At 71.7% G+C, this 4,479-nt stretch carries 5 protein-coding genes; 4 read left to right on the forward strand and 1 reads right to left on the reverse strand.

Annotated features, from left to right (window positions below):
* The 3 genes from G6W55_RS36870 to truA form a co-directional block, all read left to right on the forward strand.
* A partial coding sequence (locus tag G6W55_RS36870; protein WP_303049969.1) for a DNA-directed RNA polymerase subunit alpha C-terminal domain-containing protein occupies positions 1-476 on the forward strand: 476 nt, incomplete at its 5' end.
* Between the two features lie 139 nt (positions 477-615).
* Entirely contained in the window at positions 616-1,110 is a 495-nt protein-coding gene (rplQ, locus tag G6W55_RS36875; RefSeq protein WP_030788229.1) for a 50S ribosomal protein L17, read from the forward strand.
* Positions 1,111-1,188: 78 nt separating this feature from the next.
* A complete protein-coding gene (gene truA, locus G6W55_RS36880) occupies positions 1,189-2,046 on the forward strand; it encodes a tRNA pseudouridine(38-40) synthase TruA (protein WP_175524968.1) in 858 nt (285 codons plus the stop codon).
* Positions 2,047-2,068: 22 nt separating this feature from the next.
* On the opposite strand, the gene G6W55_RS36885 is transcribed toward truA, so the two are convergent.
* Positions 2,069-2,938: a hypothetical protein gene (locus G6W55_RS36885; protein WP_175524969.1), complete on the reverse strand. Its 870-nt coding sequence runs from the start codon at positions 2,936-2,938 to the stop codon at positions 2,069-2,071.
* 73 nt (positions 2,939-3,011) lie between these two features.
* Here G6W55_RS36885 and G6W55_RS36890 point away from each other — a divergent pair, with 73 nt between their 5' ends.
* Positions 3,012-4,247, forward strand: a complete 1,236-nt coding sequence (locus tag G6W55_RS36890; RefSeq protein ID WP_175524970.1) for a glycosyltransferase 87 family protein — start codon at positions 3,012-3,014, stop codon at positions 4,245-4,247.
* The last annotated feature ends 232 nt before the right edge of the window (positions 4,248-4,479 follow it).

The raw sequence follows: 4,479 nt of genomic DNA on the forward strand, positions 1-4,479 counted from the left end.
TCGAGCAGCGCACCGACTTCGACAAGCTGATCGTCGACGTCGAGACCAAGCAGGCGATGCGTCCCCGTGACGCCATGGCCTCCGCCGGTAAGACGCTGGTCGAGCTGTTCGGTCTCGCCCGCGAGCTGAACATCGACGCCGAGGGCATCGACATGGGTCCGTCCCCGACGGACGCGGCCCTGGCGGCCGATCTCGCGCTGCCGATCGAGGAGCTGGAGCTCACCGTTCGGTCGTACAACTGCCTCAAGCGTGAGGGCATCCACTCCGTGGGTGAGCTGGTCGCCCGTTCCGAGGCGGACCTGCTCGACATCCGCAACTTCGGTGCGAAGTCGATCGACGAGGTCAAGGCCAAGCTCGCGGGTATGGGGCTTGCGCTGAAGGACTCGCCGCCCGGATTCGACCCGACTGCTGCGGCGGACGCCTTTGGTGCGGACGACGACGCGGATGCCGGTTTCGTGGAGACCGAGCAGTACTGATCCGGCTGCGGACCGGCTGTGGCTGGTCGCGCAGTTCCCCGCGCCCCTTTGGGGCGCGGGGTCTCCGACAGGCGGCCGCCTGCTCGGATACTGACTTCGGTACCTGATACGGCCGGGGCAGACACCTAGGAGAAACACCATGCCGAAGCCCACCAAGGGTGCCCGTCTGGGCGGCAGCGCCGCGCACGAGAAGCTCCTCCTCGCGAACCTCGCGAAGGCGCTCTTCGAGCACGGCCGCATCACCACCACCGAGGCGAAGGCCCGCCGCCTGCGCCCGTACGCCGAGCGTCTGGTCACCAAGGCGAAGAAGGGCGACCTTCACAACCGCCGTCAGGTGCTCCAGGTGATCACGGACAAGAGCATCGTGCACACGCTCTTCACCGAGATCGGCCCGCGCTACGAGAACCGTCCGGGTGGCTACACCCGTATCACCAAGATCGGTAACCGCCGTGGCGACAACGCGCCCATGGCCGTCATCGAGCTGGTCGAGGCGCTGACGGTGGCGCAGCAGGCGACCGGTGAGGCCGAGGCCGCGACGAAGCGCGCGGTCAAGGAGGCCGAGGAGGCCAAGGTCGAGGAGACCAAGGCCGACGACGCCGCCGAGGCTCCCGCCGAGGAGTCGAAGGACGCGTAAGCGCCCCTTCCTGGCGTAGAGCGGGCCCGTCCCTTTCCAGGGGCGGGCCCGCTTTCGTGGTGCTGAGAGGATCTCTGTGTGAGTGACGAAGTGGAGCCCGGGTCCGTCCGGGTGCGGCTGGACCTGTCCTACGACGGGACGGACTTCTCCGGGTGGGCCAAGCAGGCCGGGGGACGGCGGACCGTGCAGGGCGAGATCGAGGACGCGTTGCGGACCGTCACCCGGTCGCACGGGACGACGTACGAGCTGACCGTGGCCGGGCGGACGGACGCCGGGGTGCACGCGCGGGGGCAGGTCGCCCATGTCGATCTGCCGGAGCCGCTGTGGCGTGAGCATCACGAGAAGCTGCTGAAGCGGCTCGCGGGCCGGCTGCCCCGGGACGTGCGGGTGTGGGCCCTGCGGGAGGCGCCGAGCGGCTTCAACGCCCGCTTCTCGGCGATCTGGCGGCGCTACGCCTACCGCGTCACCGACAACCCCGGGGGCGTCGACCCGCTGCTGCGCAACCACGTCCTGTGGCACGACTGGCCGCTCGACGTGGACGCCATGAACGAGGCGGCCGCGCGGCTGCTCGGTGAGCACGACTTCGCCGCCTACTGCAAGAAGCGCGAGGGCGCGACGACCATCCGCACGCTCCAGGAGCTGAGCCTGGTCAAAGGCGACGACGGGATCATCACCGCGACCGTCCGGGCCGACGCCTTCTGCCACAACATGGTGCGCTCGCTGATCGGGGCGCTGCTGTTCGTGGGTGACGGCCACCGGGGCGCCGAGTGGCCGGGGAAGGTGCTGGCCGCGGGTGTGCGGGACTCGGCCGTCCATGTCGTACGGCCGCACGGGCTGACGCTGGAGGAGGTCGGCTACCCGGCCGACGAGCTGCTCGCCGCGCGCAGCAGGGAGGCGCGCAACAAGCGGACGCTGCCCGGGGCCGGCTGCTGCTGAGCCGGCCCCTCGGGCGGGCCGGTCAGCCGGCCGCCGCCGCGGCCGACGCCTGGGCCTCGCCGCGGCGGCGGATCTGCTGGAAGGCGGAGTCGGCGAGATCGTCGCCCGCGGTGAAGACGGCGGTGTCCTTCGTGGTCACGTTCTTGCCGTCGGTGAAGCCCGTGATCGTGAAGTAGGCGTAGCGGCCGTAGGAGTTGGTCGTCGAGCGGCAGACCGGGCCGTTGCAGAAGGCCTTGATGCCGCTGCCGGTGAGGGCCTTGACGATGCTCTTGCTGTCGGACTGGCTCTTCACCTTCAGCGCCTGCGCCTCGGTGTCGAAGATCGCCACGCCGACGGTCACCGCGATGTCGCCCTTGGTGTAGGTGACGCGCAGCAGCCGGGTGCAGTCGTTGGCCGCGAGCACCTTGGGCAGGGAGCCCTGGACGCCCGTGTCGCACTTGGTGGAGTCGGCCGTCGGACCCTTCTTGTACACGTTGGAGCCCATGGTGAGCTGTGTGCCGGGGAAGAGGAGGTCCGCGCTGATCGGGGCCTTGTCCTTGGCCTTGCTGGAGACGAAGTCCTTCGGGTCCAGCGGCGGCGGGGCGCTGGTCGGCGCGAAGGAGGGCGTGGCGGAGACGCTCGGCAGGGTGGGCAGCGAGGACCCGGTCCCGCCGGCCTTGTCGTCGCCTCCGGCGGAGACGACGGCCATGGCGACGGCCGTGCCTATGCCGAGCGTGGCGAGCACACCGCCGCCTATGAGGGCCACCCGGCGGCGTTTGCTGCGCTTCTCGGAGGCGTCGGCCAGCGCCGCCCAGTCCGGGGACAAACCGTCACTGTCGCCGGTCCACGGCTGCTGGGAGTTCGGTTTCCACGGATCCCACTGGGACTGAGGTCCCCCCTGCCCATAGCTCATGCGCGGCATCTTAGACGGGGCCGAGGTGTGCTGTTCCGCCTCGTCGGACCCCCGAGCCCCTAGCGTTCGGTGGATGAGCAAGGGCAAAGGCGACATCTCTGGATGGTTGGTACGGCGTTCTCCGTGGCCGCTGTGGCCGGGGCTTGTGGCGGTGCTGGCCGCGACGGCGGGACATGTGGCGCGGGCCACCTCGGACGGCGGGATGGACAACGCGATCGTGGCGGGCGCCGCCCGGCTCTGGCTGGCCGGCGGCTCCCCGTACGACGATCCGCACTTCCTCTATCTGCCGAGCGCCGTCCTGGCGGCCGCCCCGCAGACCCTGCTCCCGCCGCTCGCGCTGCGGCTGCTGGTGCCGCTGGCGGTGACGGTGTGCCTGGCGGGCGGCTGGGCGTGCGCGCTGCGGCTGCACGGGGTGCCGCTGCGCAGCCGGTTCGCGGTACTGGGGCTCGCGGGGCTCGCGGCGGGCTTCGCGCCCTTCGGTCATCTGGTGCTGCTGGGGAACTGGACGGCGACGGCGGCGCTGGCCCTGCCGCTGGCGCTGCTGCTGATGAGCCGGGGCCGGTGGGTGGCGGCGGGGGCGGTGCTCGGCGCCGCGCTGGCGCTGAAGCCGCTGCTGGCCCCGCTGGCGCTGCTGTTCGTGTTCGCGCGCCGTTGGCGGGCGCTGGCCGTGCTGCTGGCGGTGCCGGCCGCGGCCTCGGGGCTCGGCGCGCTGCTGCTGCCCGACCCGGCCGGCTTCGTCACCCGGACGCTGCCGTTCCTGCTGAGCGGCCAGGACGCCTTCGTACGGCTCTACGAGGCGTCGCCCGGGGCCGTGCTGCCCCGGCTGGGGGTGCCGGGCCCGGTCGCCCAGGCGGTGGCCCTGCTGGCCTGCGTCGGCGGGCTGGGGTGCGCGTATCTGCGCTGGCGGCGGGCCGACCCCGGGCCGCTGCGGCTCGCCGAGACGGCGGCGGGGCTGATGCTGTCGGCGTTCCTGGTGTCCAGGCCGTCGTACGACCACTATCTGCTGGTCGTGGTGCCGGTGCTGCTCGCCGGGCTGCCGTGTCCCGGGGCGGTGGTGCGGCGGCCGTGGTTCTGGCTGGCGCTGGTGCCGCAGGTGCCGGGGGTGAGCTGGCCGTATCTGGAGCCGGTGCGGCGGCGGGCGTTCAAGGACGCCTTCACGCTGTGCGTGCTCGCGGCGGCGGTGGCCGCGCACGCGGTCGGCGGACGGGCGGCGGCGCGGGGCGCCGGGAGCGGCCCGGGGATCTTCGTGCGGCCCCGCGGGGAGCTGAGGCGTGATCTGCGGCGCAGCCGGGAGACGGCCCCGTTTTGACCCTTCCGGGTCACCCCGGTAGTCTGCTTGTTCGTTGTGTATTGGCTTGCTCATTCTCACGGGACGGGCCCTTACACCGGTCCACCGGGCCGATGACCAGCGACCAGCACGCGGTTTGCGTCACCGCAGTGCGGTCACGGCTGTCGTGATCGTCTTCGGTGAGCCTGTCAGGACCATTCACTGAAGAAGCGAAGGCTACGAACCGTGCGTACGTACAGCCCCAAGCCCGGCG

This window comes from Streptomyces sp. CAI-85 (assembly GCF_013363615.1).
Taxonomy (GTDB): Bacteria; Actinomycetota; Actinomycetes; order Streptomycetales; family Streptomycetaceae; genus Streptomyces; species Streptomyces antibioticus_B.